Origin of the sequence: Rhizobium aouanii, from assembly GCF_037002925.1 — a bacterium.
Taxonomy (GTDB): Bacteria; Pseudomonadota; Alphaproteobacteria; order Rhizobiales; family Rhizobiaceae; genus Rhizobium; species Rhizobium aouanii.
Genome location: NZ_JBAMYD010000001.1, coordinates 214,230 through 237,052, shown reverse-complemented (window position 1 = coordinate 237,052; position 22,823 = coordinate 214,230). Strand labels below are relative to the sequence as shown.

Genomic DNA, 22,823 nt, shown 5'->3' with positions numbered 1-22,823 from the left:
AAAAAACTGTGAGTAATAAAGTCAAGATAATTGTCATCACAACCGGGGACCCTGATCACCGGCCTCACGGAATTGCCAACCAAATGATGGTTGAAAAGCCAGATAGTTTTAAGCATGTGCCGCTGCAGAGCGAGCCTGCGGCGCAGCACCGGATCGTCGAAAGCGCGGATCTTTTCCGCGGCACGAACGAGATCATGATAAGACATGACGGCTTGGTCTATCGCCTGAAGATCACCCGTCAGGGCAAGCTCATTCTCAATAAGTAGGGTAGGACATGACCGAACAGACAAGACCGGCGCCAGCCGAAATCCGTGCGTTTCGCGCCGAGAATCCGAAAATGCGCGAGCGCGATATCGCCGCCCAGCTGAAGATTTCCGAAGCAGCCCTCGTCGCCGCCGAAACAGGCATCAGCGTGACCCGCATCGATGGCAGTGCGCTGAAGCTTCTCGAGCGCGTGGCCGGCCTCGGCGAAGTGATGGCGCTGTCGCGCAACGAAAGTGCCGTTCACGAGAAGATCGGTGTCTTCGAAAACATCAAGAGCGGTGCGCAGGCCGCGATCGTTCTCGGCGAGAATATCGATCTGCGCATCTTCCCGAGCCGCTGGGCGCATGGTTTCGCCGTCTCCAAGAAGGATGGCGACCAGGAGCGCCTCAGCCTGCAATATTTCGATAAAGCCGGCAACGCCGTGCATAAGGTGCACCTGCGCCCGGGCTCGAATGTCGGGGCCTATCACGCGATCGTCGCCGAGTTGAAGCTGGAAGACCAGTCGCAGGAATTTGTCGAAGCTGAGACCCTAAATGCCGTCGATGAAACCGCCGACGTCAACCGCGACGAGCTGCGCGACAACTGGAGCAAGCTCACCGATACGCATGAGTTCTTCGGCATGCTGAAGCGCCTGAAGATCGGCCGCCGGGCGGCCGTGCGCACCGTCGGCGACGACTATGCCTGGAAGCTCGACAATAGCGCGACGGCAGAGATGATGCATGCCTCGGTGAAATCCGGCCTGCCGATCATGTGCTTCGTCGCCAATAACGGCATCGTCCAGATCCATTCCGGCCCGATCTTCAACGTGCAGCCGATGGGTCCGTGGATCAATATCATGGATCCGACCTTTCACCTGCATCTGCGCCAGGATCACATCGCCGAGACCTGGGCCGTACGCAAGCCGACCACGGACGGCCACGTCACCTCACTGGAGGCTTACAATGCCGAAGGCGAGATGATCATCCAGTTCTTCGGCAAGCGGAAGGAAGGTTCCGACGAACGCGCCGAGTGGCGCGAGATCATGGAAAACCTGCCGCGGGCAGCAAGCGTGGCCGCATAAGGATCGCAACGATGACGATGCGTAACAACCTGCGCCGGATCCGCCCTTGGGAACTGGCCCTGACGGCGGCGGTCATGGCGCTGCCGCTGATCCCGACGGCGTCGACCGTCGAAGGCTTCGCCTTCATCCGCGCCGCCCACGCCGAGGAAAAGAAGCTCGACACGTCGCGCCTGGTTTCGGTCGGCGGCGACATCACCGAGATCGTCTATGCGCTCGGCGAGGAAAGCCGGCTGATTGCCCGCGACACGACGAGCATGTATCCGGAGGCGGCGCTGAAGCTACCGAACGTCGGTTACATGCGTGCGCTCTCGCCGGAAGGCATCCTCGCCATGAACCCGACGGCGATCATCGCCGTCGAAGGTTCGGGCCCGCAGGAAGCGCTGGCTGTGCTGAAGAATGCCAGCGTGCCCTTCGAGACCGTGCCGAGCGCCTTTACCCGCGACGGCATCATCGCCAAGATCGACCGTGTCGGCACGCTGCTGGGCGTGCCCGACAAGGCGAAGGCGCTTGAAGAAAAGGTCGCGGCCGATCTCGACGCGGCGATCGCCGATGCCGAAAAGCGCCCGGAGGCCGAGCGCAAGCGCGTTCTCTTCATCCTCAGCGCCCAGAACGGCCGGATCATGGCATCGGGCACCGGCACGGCCGCCGATGGCATCGTCAAGCTCGCCGGCGCCATCAACGCCGTCGGCGCATTCCCCGGCTACAAGCCGTTGACGGACGAGGCGATCATCGAAGCCAAGCCCGACATCATCCTGATGATGAATCGCGGCGACGGCGCCGGCACCAAGAACGAGGACCTGCTGGCTCAGCCGGCGATCGCACTGACGCCGGCAGGCGAGAAAAAAGCGATCATCCGAATGGATGGCATCTACCTGCTCGGCTTCGGCCCGCGCACCGCAGCCGCCGCGCGTGAGCTCAACACGGCGATCTACGGGGGCTGATCATGGCCCTGCCGCAAGCCATGGTGGAACGAAGGCGACGATTCCCGATGGCGGACATCCGCGAAATCAGGCAGGCGGGCGACAGGACGCGGCTCGCCTTGCTGGCGATCGCGCTGCTCGTCGTCGGCTCGGTCTTTTCGATGCTGTTTTCGGTGACAACAGGCGCCTCGGATGCCTCGATCCTCGACGTCATCAGCAACATGGCCGGCTCCGAGGCGGCGCTCAGCACGCGTGACCGGATCATCATCTTCGATATCCGCCTGCCCAGGGCGATCCTCGGTTTCCTGATCGGCGCTTCACTGGCCGTTTCCGGCACGGTGATGCAGGGCCTGTTCCGCAATCCGCTGGCCGATCCCGGCCTCGTCGGCGTCTCCTCCGGCGCAAGCCTCGGCGCGGTCGCGATGATCGTGCTCGGCGGCGGGCTCGCAGCTCCGCTCGAGGCGCTTCTCGGTATCTACGCTCTGCCGGCGGCGGCCTTCGGCGGCGGGCTCGTCACGACGCTGCTGCTCTACAGGATCGCCACCCGTCACGGACAGACCTCGGTGGCGACGATGCTGCTTGCCGGCATCGCGCTCGGCGCACTCGCCCTCGCCATCACGGGACTGCTGATCCACATGGCCAACGACCAGCAGCTGCGCGACCTGACCTTCTGGAGCATGGGCTCGCTTGCCGGCGCCACCTGGATGAAGATCGCCGCCGCCGGCCCGATCATCCTGTTGTCCTTCACCGCTCTGCCCTTCATGGCGCGCGGCCTCAATGCCATCACGCTCGGCGAGGCGGCCGCCTTTCATATGGGCGTTCCAGTGCAGCGGCTGAAGAATGTCGCGATCGTCGGTGTCGCTGCGGCGACCGGCGCGTCTGTCGCCGTCAGCGGCGGCATCGGTTTCGTCGGGATCGTCGTGCCGCATATCCTGCGCATGGCGATCGGCCCCGACCATCGTTTCCTGCTGCCGGCCGCAGCTCTTCTCGGCGGTTCCCTGCTGATCTTCGCGGATGTCCTGGCGCGCACTCTGGTTGCCCCGGCCGAGCTGCCGATCGGCATCATCACCGCGGCGGTCGGCGGACCGTTCTTCCTGTGGATCCTGCTGCGGCAGCGTTCGCGCCTTGCCCTGTGAGTGCCCCCTGTGAGCGACATTGAGACGATCGAAGCTTCCGGCGTCTCCGTGCGCCTTTCCGGCAAAACCATCATCAGCGACGTCACTTTTACGGCAAGAGCCGGCGAGCTGACGGCGATTGCCGGGCCAAACGGCTCCGGCAAGACGACGACGATGAAAGCCATCTCCGGCGAACTTGCCTATGGCGGCTCGGTGCGCATCGGCGCCGACGAGGTGAAGGGGCTGAAACCCTGGCAGCTTGCCGCCATTCGTGGCGTGCTGCCGCAGGCAAGCACCATCTCCTTTCCCTTCACCGTGCGCGAGATCGTCCGCATGGGCCTGACGTCAGGTCTCAACCTGCATCCCGACAAGGCCGAGCAGACGGCGGCAGCAGCGCTTGCCTCCGTCGACTTGACCGGCTTCGAAGGCCGTTTCTATCAGGAACTCTCTGGAGGCGAGCAGCAGCGTGTGCAGCTTGCCCGAGTGCTCTGCCAGATCGCCGAGCCTGTCGTCGACGGCAAGCCCTGCTGGCTGCTGCTCGACGAGCCGGTCTCGAGCCTCGACATCAGCCACCAGTTGACCATCATGACGCTCGCCCGCAATTTCTGCGAACTCGGCGGCGGTGTCATCGCCGTCATGCACGATCTCAACCTGACGGCGCTCTTTGCCGACCGCATCGTGCTGATGAAATCTGGCCGACTCGCTGCCGCCGGCAGCATTGGTGAAGTGCTGACGAACGAAACGATGCTTTCGGTGTTCGGCTGCGCGCTGCGCATCAACCAGGTACCATCAGATGGCACGCCCTTCGTGCTCGCCCACAGCGCCATTTCCCGCCGCTGAGCGCCGCGAGCGGAACTTTTGAGCGCCCGGCACGTTGTCGGCAGTGATCTGGGTCAATGCCGGGCGATATCATTCATGCAACGGACGGTGGTGACCCTCGTGCGAATTAGGCGGGCTTGCGCGCGCCCCAGCCAATGGAGACAGCCATGAGCTATTCTATCTTCCAGTCCGGCCGCAGCCGCCGCAACGGCACCTTCCACAATTTGGAATCGGGCATCGAGGAGCAGATCGTAGCGTTGCGCGACGAACTCGCGGAACTGACGCGCCTCGTCGGCAAGAGCTCACGCCACCAGGGCGAGAAAATCCGCAGCCAGGCCGGTGCCGGCTATGAGGAGCTGCTTGGCCGTAGCGAGGACCTGCTGCGCGAATTGCAGCACGGCTATGAGCGCGGCGCGACGGAAATGCGCGAGACCGTGCGCAAGCATCCCTTAGCGACCATCGGCGCCGCGGCCGCTTTTGGTCTTGCCATCGCCTTCCTCGCCCGCCGCTGAGGAAGCGCGATGCTCTTACCGATCCTCAGCCTGTTGACAGGCGCAAGCGTGCACCGGACCGTTGCGCGCGCCAAGCGCAATAGCATCTTCATTGCGCTTGCCGCGCTCTTCCTTCTCACCGCCTACGCGCTGGCCGTCACCGCCGGCGCCATCTGGCTTGCCGGCATCTACGGCCCTGTCAGCGCTGCTCTCTTCCTGGCCGCCTGCGCGCTGCTCATCGCCATCATCGCCCTGGTGGTGATGTCGATCATCAACGCCCGGGAAGCACGCCGCACCCGCGAACGCCGTGCGGCGCTCGAATCGCTGGCAACAGTCGGGCTCGGTCTAATCCGCGCCCAGCCGCTCCTGACCGCCGGTGTTTTGGCAGCAATCGTCGCGGCCAATCTGGTAGGGTCAAAGCGCGAGGATTGATTGAGAGACGTGCAGCAAACGGCTGCCCCTCACCCTAACCCTCTCCCCGTAAAATCGGGGAGAGGGGACGTGCCCTTCGAGAGCGAGGTGGGAACGGTGAGGGTGTGCGACATGTCCCTTCGCCCCGCTTGCGGGGAGAAGGTGGCGGCAGCCGGATGAGAGGCGAATACACCCAATTATATCAATGGCATAACCGAAAAACGCAAAAAGCCGGCGCCCCGAGGGCGGCCGGCTTTCCTCCAAAATATAACTCTTGTCAGAACGCGAAAGCCTTCGATGTCAACGGCGCCGAGGTGGCGTCGGGGCCGAAATCAGCCTCGCCTGAGATCTGCAGCAACTCCTGCAGCCGCTGGCGGGCCCGGTTGACGCGGCTCTTGATGGTGCCCACGGCGCAGCCGCAGATTTCGGCCGCCTCCTCGTAGGAAAAACCCGAGGCGCCGACGAGGATGATCGCCTCGCGTTGATCCGGCGGCAGCTGGTCGAGCGCCTTCTTGAAGTCCTGCAGATCGAGCGCGCCATATTGCGAGGGGTGCATCGCCATCGATTCGGTGAACAGCCCGTCGCTGTCCTGCACTTCGCGGCCGCTCTTGCGCATCTGGCTATAGAGTTCGTTGCGCAGGATCGTAAAGAGCCAGGCCTTCATATTGGTGCCCATCTCGAAATGATCCTGCTTGGCCCAGGCTTTCATGATGGTGTCCTGGACGAGATCATCGGCACGGTCGTGCCGCCCGATAAGCGAGATCGCGAAGGCGCGAAGGCTTGGGAGTGCCGCCAGCAGTTCCCGCTTGAAGCTGGGTTGCGATTTATCTTCCATGCGACGATCCTATTCGGCCATCTTGGCAGAAGCCATCATTTCAGCATGGTCGAGCTTTTCGAGAAGGTCGAGAAAACGATCGGGAATTGCCTCATCCTGTGCAGCCGCATAGAGCGACCGCAGCCTGACGCCTATCTGATTGTTCGGGTCCAGGATGTCGCTTGCCCGCAGCTCCAGCTTTCGCTGATCGGCTGCTTCTTTCTTGCGTGTAGTCATCAATTCGTCTTCTCGCCGGTTGTCTGTTCGAGGGGCGTGTCGAGGGGCGTGGATGGGATCAAAAACGATTTCAACCATCGACATCGAACGTTTGATTGTCGATGTCGCTGGCATTTGCCGTTGCATGGGTCAAAACGCTACGCCCTTTCTTCGTCGGCTGGAATAATGCGGCGCGACGAAAAAAGTTCCTGCCGTTCCGGAACTTTTTTATCAAGGCGACGTTAACCGCTCATTGAAGCCAATGCCGGCCTGTATGCAGGAGCCCATTAATGACACTTTCTACTCGGATTGCGCCGCACCTTCCTTATCTGCGCCGCTATTCCCGCGCCCTTACCGGCACTCAGACTTCGGGCGACGCTTATGTCGCCGCCGTTCTTGAAGCCATCATCGCCGATCTGTCGATTTTCCCGGATACGGCGAATGACCGGGTCGCACTCTACAAACTGTTCACGCAACTGTTTGGTTCCACCGCAGTCCAGATTCCAGAGCCGACCTCGCCCTATGCGTGGGAGCAGCGTGCCACGCTGAACCTTTCCAAGGTTTCGCCGCGCGCCCGTCAGGCCTTCCTGCTCGCCTCCGTGGAGAATTTCCGCGTCGCCGAAATCTCCGAAATCCTGGAAACCGAAGAACAGGATGTCATGCATCTGCTCGACGTCGCGTCGCAGGAGATTTCCCGTCAGGTCGCAACCGATATCATGATCATCGAGGACGAACCGCTGATCGCTATGGATATCGAGCAGATGGTCGAGAGCCTCGGCCATCGCGTCACCGGCATTGCCCGTACGCATGCGGAGGCCGTGGCGCTCTACAATAAGACCAAGCCGAGCATGGTGCTGGCCGACATCCAGCTTGCCGATGGCAGCTCCGGTATCGACGCAGTCAACGACATTCTCAAGACGTCGAGCGTACCGGTGATCTTCATCACTGCCTTCCCGGAACGGCTTCTCACCGGCGAGCGCCCGGAACCGACTTTCCTTGTCACCAAGCCGTTCAATCCCGACATGGTCAAGGCATTGATCAGCCAAGCTCTTTTCTTCAATGAATCGACCAGAGTAGCCGCCTGAGACGCAATTTTCCGGCCTTCGGAACCAAATCGCCAAAGCAGGCGTTCCGGTGCTACCGGGACGCTCCGGTGGCTTTAACGGTTTTTGCAGCGCTTTGTTCTAGAGTTGGCAGGCGGTGTCTGGAAGGGCGCTCCCTTCAGCGACGTTCAAGATGTCACAAGGAAAGGCGGCCGAGTGAATACGACTGAACCATTGTCCGGCATGCCTTTTACCTTCGAAGGCAAAGCCGCAATGATGGAACGCGCGCTCGGCAGCGCCGGGATTTCGATCCTCTGCCAGGACGCCCGACTGTCGATTTTCTACGCCGAAAATCTGCCGCCGCATTTTGCAGCACTCTTTGCGCCCGGCAGCAGCGACGCTGTCCTCTTTGGCGATGCGCACGGCCGATATCTGACGGCGCTGAAGCACAAGGTGCTGGAAACCGGCATCCCCAACAATGCCGAGGTCGAGATCGACGTCGACGGCGAACGGCGCACTTATGAACTGAAGATCCAGCGCACCGGCGAACGCGGCGCATATGGACTTCTGTCCGTCATCGCTGAAGTCACCGAAAGCCGGCATCGCGAAAAAGTTCTGAAATCGCTGCTGCGCGAACTCTCACACCGCTCGAAGAACCTTCTCGCCATAATTCAAGGCATTGCCACCCAGACGGCCCGCAACACGCTCTCTCTCGACAGCTTCCTCCTCAAATTCCGCGGACGGCTGCAATCGCTTTCCAACTCGCAGGACCTGATCACGGATTCGAGCTGGCGCGGCGCCTATCTCTTCGAACTCGCCGAAAAGCAGTTTGCTCCCTATTGGCCGGAGACGGCCGGCTCCATGCCGATCTATGGCATCAACGCTCACCTGACACCGAATGCCGCCGTCCATCTCGGGCTCGCCCTCCATGAACTCATCGTCAACTCCGCCTCCTTCGGCGCGATTGCTGGCGGTGCCGCCTCTATCACGCTGAATTGCCGCGAAGCCATGATCAACGACAGAAAGGCGATCGAAGTCGCCTGGGCGGAAGTTCTGCATGATCAGGCAGAAGTCCACGAATTCAGCGACAACAGCTTCGGCCGCACCGTGCTGGAGCGTGTCGTGCCTTCGTCGGTCAACGGCAAGGCGGAGTTGAACCTCGTTCCCGGCCGCATCGAGTATCGTCTGACCATTCCGGAAACCGAATTCGAGATCTTCAAGCGAGTGTGAAAGCCCTGGAGACAGCCGAAGACGGAAAAACAGCCGGTGCGAGGGCGGCGCACCGGCTGTCTTCACTCACCGGGAGGGGACCGTGAGTACGTCCGGATAGTGGGTTGGGGGCGCGCATGTTGGGTCGATGCGATCACCATCCGGATATCGCAATAACGACGACATCAAACTTTGGTTCCCTGCCATCCGAAAAAAATTCGGCTTTTTTACATCTTTTTTCGGATGCCCTTCCCTCGTCGCGCGCTCAGCCGTTTCAACGATGAAGGTCGATTAAATTCTTCCAGCAAAAACAATCGATTACTTGCGGGAACACACACAAAAATCTTCAAAATTTTACCGTTTGATAAATTTTTAAACCTGAGTTACGCTTTCCCTCACAGGCCGTTTACCAATAATGAGGGAACTTCAATGGAACGACTGGAAACCGGGATTCATGCCGGCCGGCTTTCGCCCGCCGAGTATGACGCTAATTTTTCCGATCTTCATCCGCGCCTCGATAATCATGAGGCGCTGGTCGCCGCTGACCGCTGTTATTTCTGTTATGACGCGCCATGCATGACGGCCTGTCCCACCTCGATCGACATTCCGCTGTTCATCCGCCAGATTTCGACCGGTAATCCGATCGGCTCGGCAAAGACGATCTTCGACCAGAACATCCTCGGCGGCATGTGCGCCCGCGTCTGTCCCACCGAAGAGCTCTGCGAACAGGCCTGTGTGCGCAACACGGCTGAAGAGCGGCCGGTCGAGATCGGCCGCCTGCAGCGTTATGCGACCGATGCAGCCATGCAGGCCGGCCGGCAGTTCTATGCCAGGGCCGAACCGAGCGGAAAGACGATCGCCGTTGTCGGCGCGGGCCCGGCCGGCCTTGCCGCCGCCCATCGCCTGGCCGTGAACGGCCATTCCGTCGTCATCTATGATGCCAGGGAAAAATCCGGCGGCCTCAACGAATACGGCATCGCCACCTATAAGACGGTCGACGATTTCGCCCAGAGGGAAGTCGACTACGTCCTATCGATAGGGGGCATCGAGGTTCGGCATGGGCAGCGTCTCGGTCGCGACTTCTCGCTTTCCGATCTACAGGCGCAATTTGACGGCGTCTTCCTCGGTATCGGCCTTGCCGGCGTCAACGCGCTGCGCATCGAGGGCGAAAACCTTACAGGCGTCGACGACGCCGTCGACTTCATCGCCGCCCTCCGCCAGGCCGAAGACAAGAGCGACATCGCCATCGGCCGCCGCGTCGTCGTCCTTGGCGGCGGCATGACGGCGATCGACGCTGCCGTGCAGGCAAAGCTGCTTGGCGCCGAGGAGGTGACGATCTGCTACCGCCGCGGCAAGGAGCAAATGAACGCCTCCGAATTCGAACAGGATCTGGCAAGCTCCAAGGGCGTCATCATCCGCCACTGGCTGGCGCCGAAATCGATCCTGTCGCAGGACGGCAAAGTCGCCGCGATCGAAGTGGAATATACCAAAATCCTCGATGGCCGCCTCGTTGGCACCGGCGAAACCGGTGTGATTGCCGCCGACCAGATCTTCAAAGCGATCGGCCAGAGCTTTGACGCCTCTGGTCTCGGTTCGCTGCGCATGGAATCCGGCCGCATCGCTGTCGATGGCGAAGGCCGTACGTCGCTCGATGGCGTCTGGGCCGGCGGCGACTGCGTCTTCGGCGGTGACGATCTCACGGTTTCGGCCGTCGCCCACGGCCGCGACGCGGCTGAATCCATCCATCGCACCCTGTCCGTAGCAGCCGCTCCGGCTGTCGCCGTTGCTTGAAGGGGAGAATGAACAATGGCTGATCTACGCAATAATTTCGTCGGCATCAAATCCCCGAACCCGTTCTGGCTGGCGTCTGCGCCGCCGACCGACAAGGCCTACAACGTCGAGCGCGCCTTCAAGGCCGGCTGGGGCGGCGTCGTCTGGAAGACGCTGGGCGAGGAAGGCCCGCCCGTCGTCAACGTCAACGGCCCGCGCTACGGCGCGATCTGGGGCGCCGACCGCCGCCTGCTCGGTCTGAACAATATCGAGCTCATCACCGACCGCGACCTTTACACCAACCTGCGGGAAATGAAGCAGGTGAAGATGAACTGGCCGGACCGGGCACTGATCGCCTCGATCATGGTTCCCTGCGAGGAAGAGGCCTGGAAGGCGATCCTGCCCTTGGTTGAAGAGACCGGCGCCGACGGCATCGAGCTCAACTTCGGCTGTCCGCACGGCATGTCCGAGCGCGGCATGGGTTCGGCGGTCGGCCAGGTGCCTGAGTATATCGAGATGGTCGTGCGCTGGTGCAAGCAGTACACCCGCATGCCTGTTATCACCAAGCTGACGCCCAACATTAGCGATATCCGCCGCCCGGCCCGCGCCGCCAAGGCCGGCGGCACCGATGCCGTGTCGCTGATCAACACGATCAATTCGATCGTCTCCGTCGATCTCGATAACTTCGCCCCCAACCCGACGGTCGGCGGCAAGGGCAGCCATGGCGGTTATTGCGGCCCGGCGGTAAAGCCGATCGCGCTCAACATGGTGGCCGAGATCGCCCGCGATCCCGAAACTTACGGCCTGCCGATCTCGGGCATCGGCGGCATCACCACCTGGCGCGACGCCGCCGAATTCCTCGTCCTCGGCGCCGGCAACGTCCAGGTCTGCACAGCGGCGATGACCTACGGCTTCAAGATCGTCCAGGAGATGATCACTGGCCTCTCCGACTGGATGGACGAAAAGGGCCATCGCAGCCTTGAAGATATCACCGGCCGCGCCGTGCCCAATGTCACCGACTGGCAATATCTGAACCTCAACTACATCGCCAAGGCGAAGATCGACCAGGACGCCTGCATCAAATGCGGCCGCTGCTACATCGCCTGCGAGGACACCTCGCACCAGGCGATCACCAACTTCGTCGATGGCGTTCGCCATTTCGAGGTAGTGGACGAGGAATGCGTCGGCTGCAATCTCTGCGTCAGCGTCTGCCCGGTCGAGAACTGCATCACCATGGAGCAGCTTCCCGCCGGCACCCTCGACAAACGCACCGGCCGCGTCGTCGACCCGAACTACGCCAACTGGACCACACACCCGAACAACCCGATGGCGCGTCAGGCGGCGGAGTGAGGACTTGCAATGCCGCGGACAAGCTCGGTTCGCGGTATTGCCCTGTACCGCAATGCAAGTTTCGGGCTTGATGGGCGGCTCCAAAGGTGGCTAAAGGCGATTACGGGAACATCATAAGGCTGCCGAAGTTAGCGCAGGCGATTCCACGAGAGAGCCATGCACGACCACTCAAGCAGCGAAAAGTCGAAAACGATGCGTCGCCGTTCGCGCCGACGCCTCCCGATCGGAGCGGAGGTTGATGCCGGCGGCGTTTCGTTCAGGCTATGGGCCCCTGCCAGAGAACGCTGTTTCCTCGTGATCGAGGGAAATTCCCAACATCAGATGACGGCGGAGGACGGCGGCTACTTCTGCCTCCATCTGCCCGGCCTGGATGCAGGGACGCGATACCAATTTCACTTTGGAGACGCGGATGATCTTCTTGCCGATCCTGCCTCGCGTTTTCAGCCGGATGGCCCATCGGGGCCATCAGTCGTCGTGGACCCGGCGCGGTACCAGTGGAGTGATCACGATTGGCAAGGAATACCCGCCTTCGGAGCTGCCCTCTATGAGATGCACATCGGCACCTTCACAAGGGAAGGTACCTTTGCGGCAGCCCGGGAAAAGCTGGAAAGACTTCGCGCTATCGGCATCAACTGCCTGGAAGTAATGCCGATAAATGAGTTTGAAGGCGAATTCGGCTGGGGTTACGACGGCACTTTGCTCTACGCTCCGACCCGGCTCTATGGAACACCGGATGATGTGCGCGGTTTCGTCGATGAAGCCCACCGGATCGGCATTGGGGTGATCCTCGACGTCGTCTACAATCACTTCGGTAACGGCGAGCGTTTTTGCGAATTCACGCCCGACTATTTCACAGAGCGTTACTCGAACGAATGGGGCAAGTCGATCAACTTCGACGGTTCGAACAGCCGTGGCGTTCGCGAATATGTCGCGAAGAATGCCGCCTACTGGATCGACGAATTCCACTTTGATGGACTGCGTATCGACGCCACGCAGGCCTTGTTTGATTCGAGCCACGAACACATCATCACGGTCATCGCGAGGGAGGCTCGGGCAGCAGCGGGACAGCGGCAGATCTACCTCGTGAGCGAAAATGAGCCGCAACAGACCAACATGGTGCGGCCGGCTGATGCGGGAGGGCATGGGCTGGACGCCTTATGGAATGACGATTTCCACCGCTCCGCGACGGTGGCGCTAACCGGCCGCAGCGAAGCCTATTATCATGATCACCGCGGTGCGGCCCAGGAGCTCGTTTCTGCCGCCAAATATGGCTGCCTGTTTCAGGGGCAGCGATATGATTGGCAGGATAAACCGCGTGGAACGGCTGGGCTCGACCTCAAGCCGTGGAATTTCGTGCACTTCCTCCAGAATCACGACCAGGTCGCCAATTCCGGCACAGGCGCCAGGATCGGCCAGATAACATCGCCAGCCCGCCTTCGGGCTCTGACGGCGCTCCAACTGCTGGGGCCGCAAACGCCCATGCTCTTTCAGGGGCAGGAATTTGGTTCCTCTTCTCCGTTCTATTATTTTGCAGATCACCAAGGGGAAATCGCCGACATCGTCCGGCAGGGGCGGCGCGGTTTCATCAGCCAATTCCCGAACCTGAGGGATGAAGAGCTCATCAGACAGATGGCGGATCCGTGTGCTCGCACGACGTTTGAGAAGGTGAAGCTCGATTGGGCTGAATGGGAGAGGAACGTGGCGGTCGTGCTGCTTCATCGCGACCTGCTGAATCTACGTCAGACGAACAAGGCATTTTCTCGCCAAGCCTGCGCTCGTGACGGCCAAATGGACGGTAATATTTTGTCCAGCTGCGCCTTCCTCCTGAGGTTCTTCGCGGAGAAACCGTCGGACGAGAGAATATTGTTGATCAACTTCGGCAATGACCTCGTGATCGATAGTCTGCCGGATCCGCTTTTTTCTCCACCAGAAGCTCACCAATGGCATCTCTCTTGGTCGAGTGAAGATGCCGCCTACGGTGGCAGCGGACGCCGCCCGTGTGATTTTCGGAAGCGTTGGGTATTGAACGGGGATATTGCCCTGGTCCTCGCCCCATTAAAACTCCAGAATCGGCAAAACGCCTCAGCAATGCCTATAGAGGACTGGCAAGCCGGCATCTTGCGAGCCGGAGACCCTGGCACCTAACTGCGGGCCTTCGCGTTTCGTCGTTGAAGCAGACGTTCGAGAAAATGAGAGAGGGAGTCGCCTGAACTCTCGCCATCGCCGCTGAGGACGGTAACGCCCCACCTCTTCAGAACATGCACCTGAACTTCGGTCGGCTCGTGCATGAAGAGAAACAGCGGCGGCCGGTGTCGGTCTAGTCCGGTTCGCCGCCATGTCGACCACAGGTGATGGAGCAAAAAGCGAATGTTCAGATCGGACATGCTGTAGCCGATAAACAGCAATGTCGAGGCGAAAGCATCGCTCCTGAATTTAATGTCCAAAGGAGCATCAAAAGACAGGCGATCGAAGTAATCCGATTCTGTCAGCACCAGTGTGTCCGGATCGGAGAAATCGCCGTGGTATTTGACGATTTGAGTTTTGCCGACCGGCGCGGTCGCCATGTCTTTCGCGCTTGTGATCCGCGTGAATGGCCGCCCGAACGTCTCATAGGACATTTCGAGATTTGCATCGTAATTAGTGGTGTAAACGAGAGGAAAATCCAATTCGACGATGAGCCGATGCAACTCCGATGTCCTCAGTTGCTCCGGCAAAATCTGCCACTCGCATTTCATCCATTCGACCAATTGAGACAATGAACCGTGCTTCAACCGGTAATATTCGGCAATTTCCTGGTAGGTCGTGCCGTGAGCGGCGGCGAACGACGAAGGCAGGCCGAGGTCCGTCAACATGTGGTCGATGAGGCAGGTCCATGACGGCAAACCGACGCTCATCGATATTCCTGCCCCAACGAATAAAATGGCCTGCCGGCGTTCAAGCGCGCTGGCGATCGCCAGTATCTGTTCATCGTGTGGCACGAATCCTCCTGATGCCGTAGACCGAACGTGGTCCGGAGAGAGTTGTTTCCGTGCGCTAGCGTACCTCCGTGAGGTGCTTTAAAGACGTTGCGCAGGAAGAGCCGTGACCGCTTTGGATTTCCTTGGCGCGCATGACTGCTGTCCTCCGCAATCCGTCACCACGCAGCACGGTTCGCGCCTCTCTCGGCGGGTCCGGCTGCAAGGATGCGGCAGCTTCGTGGTCCGCCTGAGCCTGCCCAGAGCAATTCCAGGAAAAGTGCGAAGCGGTTTTCTGTCCGGAATTGCGCGAAAACAAAAGGTTAGAGCGGTCCTGCGCTTCCATGAAAAGCTGAACCGCTAAGTGGCGTCGCCGATCCTCTGTGGGCCTCTGCGCGTTTCAAGTCGTGGGCGTACGGTCCCGCATGTCCGCCGGTTCTCATGAAGTGCTTGTCGATTTCGGCAATGATCGCATCAGCCTTCTCTCCGGCATTTAATCTGATCAGAGCGTCCAGCTTCGCTTCGGTACGGTCATCGTTTCCTTCGAAGACGGAGATCCGATATAGAGAAAGTCGGCAAGACCGACGACCTGCCAGAGCAATTGCAGGAATTCGGACTGCCAATTTTCAAAGGTGTCTCTGCCCATCTCCATGAGATAGGCATTAACATCAGGCACCTGACCGTGGTTCTGCTGCTCGCCGACAAAAGCAAACCAACCAAATAACCAATGGCCGGTGAGCGAAAATAGAAAGAAGCCGACGGTGATCCAGGCGTAGGCCTATTTCTTGAACATGATACCTCCTTTGGACAACTGGGGCGGTGAGTGCGAGATCAGCCGCATTTGTTGAGATCCTCATCAGCTAATCCCCTGGCCGGCCTTTCAAGTCATTCCCCTAGGGAGCTCGATGCCGCAACCGGTGTGCCAGTCCTGAAGGCGGGGAGGACCTCGCGTCCGAAGGCTTCGATGAACTCGCGCTGATTGCGCCCCACATTGTGAATATAGATTTCTTCAAATCCCATCTCGACATCGGCTTTTAGCCACTCGACATGCTGTTGCGGATCGGCCGAGATGCGCACATGCTCGTCCATATCTTCCGGCCGCACCTTCAGACACGCCTCATCGAACTCCTCGGGCAAACGAAGGGTTTCCGAGATCGCAGCAGAAATTGCGTTGCTTCGCCACTGCTCGAAAGCGCTTGCTCTGGCTTCCTCTTCGGAGCCGGCATAGGAAATATGCGTTTGTAAATAGAGCGGCTTTTGCTGCCCGCCGCCACGCCGGAAGGCGTCGACGACTTTGCCGAGCTTGTCGGGCGGCTGATTGATGGTGATAAGCGCGTCCGCCCAGCCTCCCGCCCACTCGGCCGTTTCTGGCGAAAGAGCGCCGGCAACAATGCGCGGGATCTCATCAGGGAGAGAATGAACGCGGGCTTGATCGACTTTGATGGGCTCTGCCCGACTGACAAGCTTCCCCAACCACAAGTCCCGCATGATCTCTACCGCCGCCTGCAGCCGTTCATTTCTTTCCGCCTTGGAAGGCCAGCGTTCACCGATGACGTGTTCATTCATGGCCTGCCCGCTACCCACCGCTATCCACGGCAACCGTCCCGAAAACATTTCCGCGATCGTCGCGCCAGCCTGTGCGGTAATCGCTGGATGATAACGCCAGCCCATAGGGACTGTTATGATACCGAAGGGAATAGATCGCGTGGCCTGGAGCGCCGCCCCTAACCAAGCCCAAGCGAAGCCCGACTGACCCTGCCTCTCACTCCACGGCGTCAGGTGATCGGACGACATCACGGCACCGAAACCTACAGTTTCCGCAGCCTGCACATATCCGAGAAGCTCGCTTGGCGAAAACTGTTCATGGGACGCGTGATAGCCGATGAGAGTCATGATCCGTTGCCCTCGGAAATAAACCAGTGGTAGGCATAGGGCTCGAGTTCCAGGCGTGGCTGGATGGCGCCTGCGTACTCCACCTCGCCGATCAGATCTCGAAACTTCCCAGGCTGCATTCCGCCAAAATTGATTTCCGTCTTAATACGCCGGCCAGCAAGGTTGTGGACGAGCAACAGAAGCGACCCGGCGTCTTCAAAGCCGTGGACTAAAACAGCCGGATCCTCGATTCCGAGTTCTGAAAGGTAGGTCAGCTTTTCAGTCAGGCCCACGAAGTCGCCAATGCCGTCGCCATTTCCATCGGCGAATTCCTCGACATCAATGCTGTAGATCACTGCCTCCTCATACCAGCTGCTGCTTCGGTTCGGCACCGCGACGGTCTCCCGATAATCTGTGTTGCCACCCCTTCTAACGGTTCCGGAACGAGCGGGTTCCTCGGATTGCGCCAAGTCCATGGGTGTCGGGGGAAGCGGAAGGAAGGTCTGGCCCGGTGGAACCTGCAGACATCACCGGTGTTTTCCAATATCCCGAACAGATAGGAAAGCCTCCGATGGATCAGTCCACGACACCGCTGGGAGGTCCCGAGCGATCACCTCTCCAACCGAAATGGTGGCATACGGCAACTGTCTACCAGGTCTATCCGCGCAGCTTCTGCGACTCGAACGGAGATGGCATCGGCGATCTCCCCGGCATTACATCAAAGCTCGATTATCTGAAGAAGCTCGGGATCGACATCATCTGGTTATCGCCGATCTACAAGTCGCCGATGGACGACAATGGTTACGACATATCCGACTATCGGGACATCGCCTCCGAGTTTGGCACGCTCGCAGATTTCGACCTGTTGGTGGCGGAGGCGAAAGATCGAGGAATCGGCATCATGCTCGACCTCGTCGTGAACCACACCTCCGATGAGCATCCGTGGTTTCTTCAATCCCGTCAGGGTTCGGACAACCCATTCCGCGACTTCTACATCTGGCGAAAGCCTGCGCCGGGCGGAGGACCGCCGAACGGCTTGAAGTCCTCCTTCGGCGGGCCGGCGTGGACACTGGACCCCGCAACAGGCGAATATTACCTGCATATGTTTTCCCGCCGTCAGCCGGACCTCAATTGGGAGAACGAAAGGGTACGGGCGGAAATCTATGACATGATGAACTGGTGGCTCGAGCGCGGCATTGCCGGCTTCCGTATGGATGTCATTGATTACATCGGCAAGCAGGTGGACCGGGAGCTCATCAAGGACGGACCGCATCTGCACGACTATTTGCAGGAGATGAATGCCAGGACGTTTGGCAGCCGCGACATTCTTACGGTTGGTGAAGCCTGGAGCGCCACTCCCGGCGCGGCCCTCCTCTATTCCGGGCGTGACCGCCAAGAACTGTCGATGATCTTCCAGTTCGAGCACGTCACCCAGCAATGGGACACGGTCTATGGGAAATGGCGCCCGAAACCGCTTGACCTCGTGAATCTCAAGACGGTCCTCAGCAAGTGGCAGCTTGCCTTGTCCGAAGATGGGTGGAATTCGCTCTTCTGGGGCAATCACGATCTGCCACGCGCCGTCTCGCGCTACGGCGATGTCACCGGCTATCACGTGGAGTCCGCCAAGATGCTGGCGACCGTGCTGCATCTCCTGAAAGGCACGCCTTTCATCTATCAGGGTGAGGAGATCGGCATGACGAACGTCCCGTTCACCTCCATCGAACAGTACCGGGATATCGAAACCCTCAACATGCACAGGCTGCACGTGGAGGCCGGCCTTTCCCCAGAAGAGTTTATTCGCGGAGCAAACGAGAACGGCCGCGATAACGCCCGCACACCGATGCAATGGAGTGCTGCCCCTTATGGCGGTTTCTCGACCGGCGTGCCCTGGATCGAAGTCAATCCCAATTATCCGAAGGTCAACGCTGAAGCGGCCATTAGGGACGAGAGCTCGATCTGGAACCACTATCGCAAATTGATCGCTCTCCGGAAGACGTGCCCTGTCATCGTATACGGGGAATACCGATCCTGGCTCGACCAACACCCTGATGTCTTCGTCTATACCCGTACATTCGAGAGGACTCGGATGATCGTCGTCGCCAACTTCACCCCACGGCACATTGCGCTGAGTTTGCCATCGGAGCTCGGCATGAACGGAGGATGTCTCATCTGCAATTATGAACCGGTGAACATGATCAACGAGACCATTGAACTCAGCCCATACGAGGCCTTCGCCATAGCGTCTAGAACAGGATGACTTTAGGCCGGGTCGGCCTAAAATCTGAATCCTGTTCTCAATTCAAGAGTTAGAGCATGACGTCGCCCGAAAACCGCTCATAGTTTTCGGCATCATGCTCTAGGTGAAGCTGGTATCCGATCACAGTTGCTTGGGCTTTTGCTGTGCTCGAGGCTGGGATCTTCTCGGCTATCGCAAGCGCCGGGGCAGAGAAAGAGGCTGGCGCCGGCTGCCCCTCGATCCTATGGCCGCGCCGACCGCGAAGGAAGCAAGGGCTGCAAGGCCCAGCATCAGAGGCGCCGGCAGCGATGACCGCGAGCGCGAGCGTAAACCGCCATCGATATGTGCCGTGTCCTGGGAAGGCCGATAGAGATTACCGTCACTTTTCGCGACAGGTGATGCGCGGTTGAAATAGGCCGCCATGAAGCGGCCGAGCAAACGCGCCGCCAGGTTTGGCGCCAGCAAGTGAGCGAGACGTGTTGCGTTAGTTACGGCGCCAACGGTGGTCGTTGCTCGCGGATGTTTTGCCACCTGGACTATGGCTTCGGCAACGCGCCGAGCATCGATCAGCGGCGGCGGCGCGGAGACCTTCCGGCCGACATAGTTGGCGCCATGCATCAGGCCGGGCGTATCGACGAAGGCGGGGTAAATATCACAGATATGAATGCGAGGCTTATCCGCCACCTCCGCCCGTAAGGCCTCGGAAAATCCGCGAAGCCCGAACTTGCTGGCGCTGTAGGCTGTGGCGAACGGCGCCGCTGCAAAACCGCCGAGCGAAATCATATTGATGAAGACGCCTCTCCCCTGGCGCAGAAACACCGGCAGAACCGCGTGTGCGTCGTTGATATGTCCCAACAAGTTCGCGCGGATGACCTGCTCATGCGTTTCAATGGGCGTCTCCTCGAACCGACCAACCGCGCCGACTCCGACATTGCTGACCCAGACATCTATCTTGCCGAACGAGGCAGCTTTCGAGGCAAGAGCCTTGACGGCATCGGGGTCGGTGACATCCGCAACAACTGAAGTGGCCTCGCCGCCAAGGAGGCGGCAGCCCTCTGCCACTTTTTCCAACGCGGCACCGTTGCGCGACGCGAGCACCAGCCTGCTCCCCTGCCTGGCGAATGCCTCGGCTGCGGCTTGGCCGATACCACTCGATGCGCCGGTAATGACGACGACAGCATGCTTGAGATTGGTTGTCATAGTCGAAGCGTCCTTCCGATTTACCACTTTCTGCGCAAACAACCCGGCGCCATTGAAGTTCCCGGCCAGCGAACATCGCGCCTTTTCAGGCAACTCTTGCTGTCTCGGAGCGTGCTGAGATGTCGCTCATCACCACGCGCCCTCTCGAGATGCGATCGAGAGCGGCCATTTAGAGCCTTTCCGGGTTAGATTGCAGCATTCTGCCGGAGCAGGTTTTCGTCAGGGCAGAGGCGATTGGCGAAGGGCATACCCCTAGGTACGTCCGAGCCGATCGCCTTTGCCCTGGCGGAAAGATGCCCGGCCCTTCGGGTTGGCTGAAACGGGCCGGCTGATCGATCGGCCGGCTTGGCCGTAGAACTTGGCTACGACGCGCGCCGGCCGGTCGACCATCCAACTCCGTTTGAGCCAACAGAATGCTTCAATCTAACCCGGAAAGGCTCTAGCTAGGTTAAATGCAGGCAAAGGATGCCTTAGCCACCGAATGATTTTCGATAGGCATGAGGGCTTGTCCCGAGCCGCCCGCGAAAATGATGCCGCATGGTTGCCAGTGTTCCAAAGCCGCTGGCAGCGGCGATGTCATCGAGCGAAACGGCAAGTTCCTTCTCCAGCAGATCGCGGGCATGACGCAGCCGCTCCTTCAGCAGCCATTCGCCGACGCTGAGGCCCGTCGTCGCTTCGAAGCGCCGCTGGAAGGTGCGCATGCTCATGCCCGCTCTTTTCGCAAGCAGGCTGATTGGCTGGTCCTCGGAAAGGCTTTCGCGCATCCATTCGATCAGCGGCCCCAAGCGGATACCCTCGCGTTCCTCGGGAACCGGCGCGTGAATGAACTGCGCCTGTCCGCCTTCGCGGTGTGGCGGCACGACCAGACGGCGGGCGACGCGGTTTGCGGCCTCCGAACCGAAATCGCCGCGCACCACATGCAGGCAGAGATCGATGCCGGCAGCACTGCCCGCCGCCGTCAGCAGGCTGCCTTCGTCCATGTAGAGAACGTCGGCGTCGAGTGCGATGTCGGGATAACGCGCGGCGATCGAGGCGACATAACGCCAATGCGTCGTCGCCCTGCGGTTCGTTAGCAGACCCGACCCGGCAAGAACGGCAACACCTAAGCAAAGTGACATGATCCTTGCGCCGCGTTCATGCGCGGCCTTGAGCGCTGAAACCAGCGGCTCAGGAACGGCGGCATCGATCGACCGCCAACCCGGCACGACGATCAGGTCCGCTTCGTCAAGCACTTCCAGTCCCTTGTCGACTGCCACCGTCAGCCCTCCCGCAGCGCGAAGCGGACCCGGTTCGATGCCGCAAACCGAGAAGCGATACCAGCCTTCGCCCATTTCCGGCCGTGGCAGGCCGAAGACCTCGTAGGCGATGCCGAATTCGAAGGTGCAGAGCCCGTCATAGGCAAGTGCGGCGACCAGCGGTCCTTTCGTCTGCGGCGGCAATGAATTTGGCATGATCTTTACGCTGTCGGTCATGATGGCCAATTTCGCAAAGCTTTAGCATCGGCAATACCAGGCGGCAACTTCAGAAAAAGGAAAACCGATGCCAAGCCCCATTTCCCAAACACCTGCTGCAGCTCCGCATGCCGCCGTCGCTCACTTTGCCGCCAAGCTCGCTTTCGAAACCGATTGCTCCGACATGCATGCCGCCTTTGCGGCCGGCAAAGTCGATTTCGTTCTCCTCGACGTGCGCTCGCCGCAGCTCTTCGCAGAGTCCCACATTCCCGGAGCCATCAACCTGCCGCACGGCAAGATGACGGCGCACCGCATGTCGACATGGGCAAGCGATACACTCCTCGTCGTCTATTGCGCCGGCCCGCACTGCAACGGCGCCGACAAGGCTGCCTTCCGCCTCGCCAATCTCGGCCTTCAGACCAAGCTGATGATCGGCGGAATGACCGGCTGGGCCGATGAAGGCTTCGCCTTCGAACAGGGCGTCCCTGCTGCCGCCTGATGGCCTCCCTTCTCCCCCTACAATTATTGCAGCGGGGAGAAGAGAAAACCGCGACCGTCAGAACTCGACGACCACCTTGCCGAAAGGCCCGCGATAGAGATGATCGAGCGCCTCAGGGAATTCGTCGAAGGCATAACGCTTGTCGATCACAGGCTTCAGACCGGTCTGGTCGATTGCCCGCACCAGATCTTCAAGCGCACGGCGATGGCCGACGGAAATGCCCTGCACAACAGGCGCCTTGAGCAGGAACGGGCCGGCCGGGCCGGAAACCTCGAACCCCTCGAACACGCCGATGACGGAAATGCGGCCATTGATCGCCACCGCCTTCAGCGCCTGGCCGAGATGTGGGCCGCCGACGATCTCAAGCACGTGATCGGCGCCATAGCCGCCGGTCAACTGATAGAGCTGCTCAACCCAGTCGCCCTCATGGCGATTAATCGCGTGATCGGCGCCAAGGGCAACGGCGCGTTCGAGCTTCTCCGTACTGCCCGATGTGATGAAGACCTCCGCGCCATGCGCCTTGGCGATCTGCAGACCGAAGAGCGCCACACCGCCGGTGCCTTGCACCAGCACCTTATCGCCGGCCTTCAGACCGCCGCGTTCGATCAGTGCGAACCAGGCTGTTAGCCCGGCGCAGGGCAAGGTGCTCGCCTGCGCCGCATCGAGCGTGTCAGGCGCGCGCGAATACCATTCCTCCGACAGCACGGTGTATTGGGAGAGGACGCCGGGATAAAAGCCGCCGCGCGTCTTGTAAGGTGGCGTGCGCGCATCGCCCAAGCCGCGTCCGTCGATCCAGTCGGGTGAAAAGGTCGAGATGACCCGATCTCCCGGCTTGAAACGGCTGACCTCGGGTCCGACCGCCTCGACGACACCCGCCATATCGGAAGCCGGCACGAAGGGAAATTGCAGCGGCAACCCCATGCCGCTCTCCATCACCAACCGGTCGCGGAAATTCAGCGAGACGGCTTCCGTCCGCACCAGAACGCTATTTCCCGAAACCGGTTCGAGCCTCCGCTCGCCGATCGCCAGCTGGCGCTCCGGCCCTACCGCGTCGATCTGCCATTGCCGTGTTGTCTGCATTGTCTTGCTCCTTGTTCATTGCAGGGAGGACAAGGATATCGTTGAATAT

Annotated in this window: 23 protein-coding genes; 14 read left to right on the top strand and 9 right to left on the bottom strand. The window is 60.3% G+C overall.

What is annotated here, in order from left to right; genetic code table 11:
* Positions 1-83 precede the first annotated feature (83 nt).
* From hemP to V8P77_RS01105, 7 genes are all read left to right on the top strand, one after another.
* A complete protein-coding gene (hemP, locus tag V8P77_RS01135) occupies positions 84-266 on the top strand; it encodes a hemin uptake protein HemP (RefSeq protein ID WP_011653154.1) in 183 nt (60 codons plus the stop codon).
* Between the two features lie 8 nt (positions 267-274).
* Positions 275-1,324: a hemin-degrading factor gene (locus V8P77_RS01130; protein WP_335910283.1), complete on the top strand. Its 1,050-nt coding sequence runs from the start codon at positions 275-277 to the stop codon at positions 1,322-1,324.
* Positions 1,325-1,335: 11 nt separating this feature from the next.
* Positions 1,336-2,265 carry a heme/hemin ABC transporter substrate-binding protein gene (locus V8P77_RS01125; protein ID WP_335910282.1) on the top strand — a complete coding sequence of 310 codons (930 nt, stop codon included), beginning with the start codon at positions 1,336-1,338 and terminating at the stop codon, positions 2,263-2,265.
* A 2-nt stretch (positions 2,266-2,267) separates the two neighbouring features.
* Positions 2,268-3,380 (top strand): FecCD family ABC transporter permease, encoded by a 1,113-nt coding sequence (locus V8P77_RS01120; RefSeq protein WP_335910281.1) that lies wholly within the window; start codon positions 2,268-2,270, stop codon positions 3,378-3,380.
* 9 nt (positions 3,381-3,389) lie between these two features.
* Positions 3,390-4,199, top strand: coding sequence for a heme ABC transporter ATP-binding protein (locus V8P77_RS01115; protein ID WP_335910280.1), 810 nt, complete (start codon positions 3,390-3,392; stop codon positions 4,197-4,199).
* A 146-nt stretch (positions 4,200-4,345) separates the two neighbouring features.
* Positions 4,346-4,690, top strand: coding sequence for a DUF883 family protein (locus V8P77_RS01110; protein ID WP_017961708.1), 345 nt, complete (start codon positions 4,346-4,348; stop codon positions 4,688-4,690).
* A gap of 9 nt (positions 4,691-4,699) precedes the next feature.
* The gene (locus tag V8P77_RS01105; protein WP_335910279.1) at positions 4,700-5,101 is read left to right on the top strand and encodes a hypothetical protein; all 402 of its coding nucleotides are present in this window, start codon (positions 4,700-4,702) and stop codon (positions 5,099-5,101) included.
* Between the two features lie 256 nt (positions 5,102-5,357).
* Here the strand turns inward: V8P77_RS01105 and V8P77_RS01100 are convergent, their stop codons facing one another.
* Together V8P77_RS01100 and V8P77_RS01095 are read right to left on the bottom strand one after the other, a co-directional pair.
* Positions 5,358-5,915, bottom strand: a complete 558-nt coding sequence (locus V8P77_RS01100; RefSeq protein WP_003542247.1) for an RNA polymerase sigma factor — start codon at positions 5,913-5,915, stop codon at positions 5,358-5,360.
* 9 nt (positions 5,916-5,924) lie between these two features.
* Entirely contained in the window at positions 5,925-6,131 is a 207-nt protein-coding gene (locus V8P77_RS01095) for a NepR family anti-sigma factor (RefSeq protein ID WP_024319398.1), read from the bottom strand.
* A 269-nt stretch (positions 6,132-6,400) separates the two neighbouring features.
* Here V8P77_RS01095 and V8P77_RS01090 point away from each other — a divergent pair, with 269 nt between their 5' ends.
* The 5 genes from V8P77_RS01090 (at position 6,401) to treZ (ending at position 13,627) form a co-directional block, all read left to right on the top strand.
* The gene (locus V8P77_RS01090) at positions 6,401-7,195 is read left to right on the top strand and encodes a response regulator (protein ID WP_335910278.1); all 795 of its coding nucleotides are present in this window, start codon (positions 6,401-6,403) and stop codon (positions 7,193-7,195) included.
* Positions 7,196-7,387: 192 nt separating this feature from the next.
* Positions 7,388-8,383, top strand: a complete 996-nt coding sequence (locus tag V8P77_RS01085; RefSeq protein WP_335910705.1) for a sensor histidine kinase — start codon at positions 7,388-7,390, stop codon at positions 8,381-8,383.
* A gap of 408 nt (positions 8,384-8,791) precedes the next feature.
* Positions 8,792-10,153 carry an NAD(P)-dependent oxidoreductase gene (locus V8P77_RS01080; RefSeq protein ID WP_335910277.1) on the top strand — a complete coding sequence of 454 codons (1,362 nt, stop codon included), beginning with the start codon at positions 8,792-8,794 and terminating at the stop codon, positions 10,151-10,153.
* 15 nt (positions 10,154-10,168) lie between these two features.
* A complete protein-coding gene (gene preA, locus V8P77_RS01075; RefSeq protein WP_335910276.1) occupies positions 10,169-11,482 on the top strand; it encodes an NAD-dependent dihydropyrimidine dehydrogenase subunit PreA in 1,314 nt (437 codons plus the stop codon).
* Positions 11,483-11,638: 156 nt separating this feature from the next.
* Positions 11,639-13,627 (top strand): malto-oligosyltrehalose trehalohydrolase, encoded by a 1,989-nt coding sequence (gene treZ / locus V8P77_RS01070; RefSeq protein ID WP_335910275.1) that lies wholly within the window; start codon positions 11,639-11,641, stop codon positions 13,625-13,627.
* Here the strand turns inward: treZ and V8P77_RS01065 are convergent.
* The 4 genes from V8P77_RS01065 to V8P77_RS01050 all read right to left on the bottom strand — a co-directional run bounded on the left by V8P77_RS01065 (position 13,624) and on the right by V8P77_RS01050 (position 16,700).
* Positions 13,624-14,460, bottom strand: a complete 837-nt coding sequence (locus V8P77_RS01065) for an SIR2 family protein (RefSeq protein WP_025395659.1) — start codon at positions 14,458-14,460, stop codon at positions 13,624-13,626. The two genes, treZ and V8P77_RS01065, sit on opposite strands and share 4 nt — an antisense overlap.
* 478 nt (positions 14,461-14,938) lie before the next feature.
* Positions 14,939-15,202: a DUF6766 family protein gene (locus tag V8P77_RS01060; protein ID WP_335910702.1), complete on the bottom strand. Its 264-nt coding sequence runs from the start codon at positions 15,200-15,202 to the stop codon at positions 14,939-14,941.
* A 119-nt stretch (positions 15,203-15,321) separates the two neighbouring features.
* Positions 15,322-16,329, bottom strand: coding sequence for a TIGR03885 family FMN-dependent LLM class oxidoreductase (locus V8P77_RS01055; RefSeq protein ID WP_335910274.1), 1,008 nt, complete (start codon positions 16,327-16,329; stop codon positions 15,322-15,324).
* The gene (locus V8P77_RS01050) at positions 16,326-16,700 is read right to left on the bottom strand and encodes an alpha-amylase family glycosyl hydrolase (RefSeq protein ID WP_373694569.1); all 375 of its coding nucleotides are present in this window, start codon (positions 16,698-16,700) and stop codon (positions 16,326-16,328) included. Before V8P77_RS01050 ends, V8P77_RS01055 begins: the two co-directional genes overlap by 4 nt.
* Positions 16,701-16,879: 179 nt before the next feature.
* Between V8P77_RS01050 and V8P77_RS01045 the strand changes: the two genes are divergently transcribed.
* Positions 16,880-18,565 (top strand): glycoside hydrolase family 13 protein, encoded by a 1,686-nt coding sequence (locus tag V8P77_RS01045; RefSeq protein ID WP_335921685.1) that lies wholly within the window; start codon positions 16,880-16,882, stop codon positions 18,563-18,565.
* Between the two features lie 168 nt (positions 18,566-18,733).
* Here the strand turns inward: V8P77_RS01045 and V8P77_RS01040 are convergent, their stop codons facing one another.
* Positions 18,734-19,744 carry an SDR family oxidoreductase gene (locus tag V8P77_RS01040; RefSeq protein ID WP_335910701.1) on the bottom strand — a complete coding sequence of 337 codons (1,011 nt, stop codon included), beginning with the start codon at positions 19,742-19,744 and terminating at the stop codon, positions 18,734-18,736.
* Between the two features lie 470 nt (positions 19,745-20,214).
* A complete protein-coding gene (gene ftrA / locus V8P77_RS01035) occupies positions 20,215-21,216 on the bottom strand; it encodes a transcriptional regulator FtrA (RefSeq protein ID WP_335910271.1) in 1,002 nt (333 codons plus the stop codon).
* Between the two features lie 67 nt (positions 21,217-21,283).
* Between ftrA and V8P77_RS01030 the strand changes: the two genes are divergently transcribed.
* A complete protein-coding gene (locus V8P77_RS01030) occupies positions 21,284-21,694 on the top strand; it encodes a rhodanese-like domain-containing protein (RefSeq protein ID WP_335910270.1) in 411 nt (136 codons plus the stop codon).
* A gap of 57 nt (positions 21,695-21,751) precedes the next feature.
* On the opposite strand, the gene V8P77_RS01025 is transcribed toward V8P77_RS01030, so the two are convergent.
* Positions 21,752-22,774, bottom strand: coding sequence for a zinc-dependent alcohol dehydrogenase family protein (locus V8P77_RS01025; RefSeq protein ID WP_335910269.1), 1,023 nt, complete (start codon positions 22,772-22,774; stop codon positions 21,752-21,754).
* Positions 22,775-22,823: the final 49 nt, after the last annotated feature.

Bases quoted from the DNA above. Each gene is read 5' to 3' on its own strand.
- hemP (WP_011653154.1), top strand. From the start codon at position 84: ATGATGGTTGAAAAGCCAGATAGTTTTAAGCATGTGCCGCTGCAGAGC.
- V8P77_RS01130 (WP_335910283.1), top strand. From the start codon at position 275: ATGACCGAACAGACAAGACCGGCGCCAGCCGAAATCCGTGCGTTTCGC.
- V8P77_RS01125 (WP_335910282.1), top strand. From the start codon at position 1,336: ATGACGATGCGTAACAACCTGCGCCGGATCCGCCCTTGGGAACTGGCC.
- V8P77_RS01120 (WP_335910281.1), top strand. From the start codon at position 2,268: ATGGCCCTGCCGCAAGCCATGGTGGAACGAAGGCGACGATTCCCGATG.
- V8P77_RS01110 (WP_017961708.1), top strand. From the start codon at position 4,346: ATGAGCTATTCTATCTTCCAGTCCGGCCGCAGCCGCCGCAACGGCACC.
- V8P77_RS01105 (WP_335910279.1), top strand. From the start codon at position 4,700: ATGCTCTTACCGATCCTCAGCCTGTTGACAGGCGCAAGCGTGCACCGG.
- V8P77_RS01100 (WP_003542247.1), bottom strand. From the start codon at position 5,915: ATGGAAGATAAATCGCAACCCAGCTTCAAGCGGGAACTGCTGGCGGCA.
- V8P77_RS01095 (WP_024319398.1), bottom strand. From the start codon at position 6,131: ATGACTACACGCAAGAAAGAAGCAGCCGATCAGCGAAAGCTGGAGCTG.
- V8P77_RS01090 (WP_335910278.1), top strand. From the start codon at position 6,401: ATGACACTTTCTACTCGGATTGCGCCGCACCTTCCTTATCTGCGCCGC.
- V8P77_RS01080 (WP_335910277.1), top strand. From the start codon at position 8,792: ATGGAACGACTGGAAACCGGGATTCATGCCGGCCGGCTTTCGCCCGCC.
- preA (WP_335910276.1), top strand. From the start codon at position 10,169: ATGGCTGATCTACGCAATAATTTCGTCGGCATCAAATCCCCGAACCCG.
- treZ (WP_335910275.1), top strand. From the start codon at position 11,639: ATGCACGACCACTCAAGCAGCGAAAAGTCGAAAACGATGCGTCGCCGT.
- V8P77_RS01055 (WP_335910274.1), bottom strand. From the start codon at position 16,329: ATGACTCTCATCGGCTATCACGCGTCCCATGAACAGTTTTCGCCAAGC.
- V8P77_RS01045 (WP_335921685.1), top strand. From the start codon at position 16,880: ATGGATCAGTCCACGACACCGCTGGGAGGTCCCGAGCGATCACCTCTC.
- V8P77_RS01040 (WP_335910701.1), bottom strand. From the start codon at position 19,744: ATGACAACCAATCTCAAGCATGCTGTCGTCGTCATTACCGGCGCATCG.
- ftrA (WP_335910271.1), bottom strand. From the start codon at position 21,216: ATGACCGACAGCGTAAAGATCATGCCAAATTCATTGCCGCCGCAGACG.
- V8P77_RS01030 (WP_335910270.1), top strand. From the start codon at position 21,284: ATGCCAAGCCCCATTTCCCAAACACCTGCTGCAGCTCCGCATGCCGCC.
- V8P77_RS01025 (WP_335910269.1), bottom strand. From the start codon at position 22,774: ATGCAGACAACACGGCAATGGCAGATCGACGCGGTAGGGCCGGAGCGC.